Raw genomic sequence first — 233 nt, forward strand, 5'->3', positions numbered from 1 at the left:
GCCGGTGGACCTACCTGTACCGTGCCGTCGACCAGCACGGTCAGGTCATCGACGTCCTTGCCGGCACTCGCCGCGACCAGGCTGCCGCTCGCCGGTTCTTCGTCCGGGCGCTGGCGCATGGCCGCCGCCCGGTCGAGGTCACCACCGACAAGGCACCCGTCTACCCGAGGATCCTCGACGAGCTGCTCCCCGAGGCCTGCCATGTCGACGCCGCCAGGGAGAACAATCGGATC

At 70.0% G+C, this 233-nt stretch carries 1 protein-coding gene; it reads left to right on the top strand.

The genetic code is table 11. The features are described 5' to 3' along the window. Nucleotides 1-233: DDE-type integrase/transposase/recombinase (locus FMEAI12_RS00230; protein WP_146776585.1), on the top strand; the 233-nt coding region annotated here is incomplete at both ends.

It is taken from the genome of Parafrankia sp. Ea1.12 (assembly GCF_900465275.1).
Classification (GTDB): domain Bacteria; phylum Actinomycetota; class Actinomycetes; order Frankiales; family Frankiaceae; genus Parafrankia; species Parafrankia soli.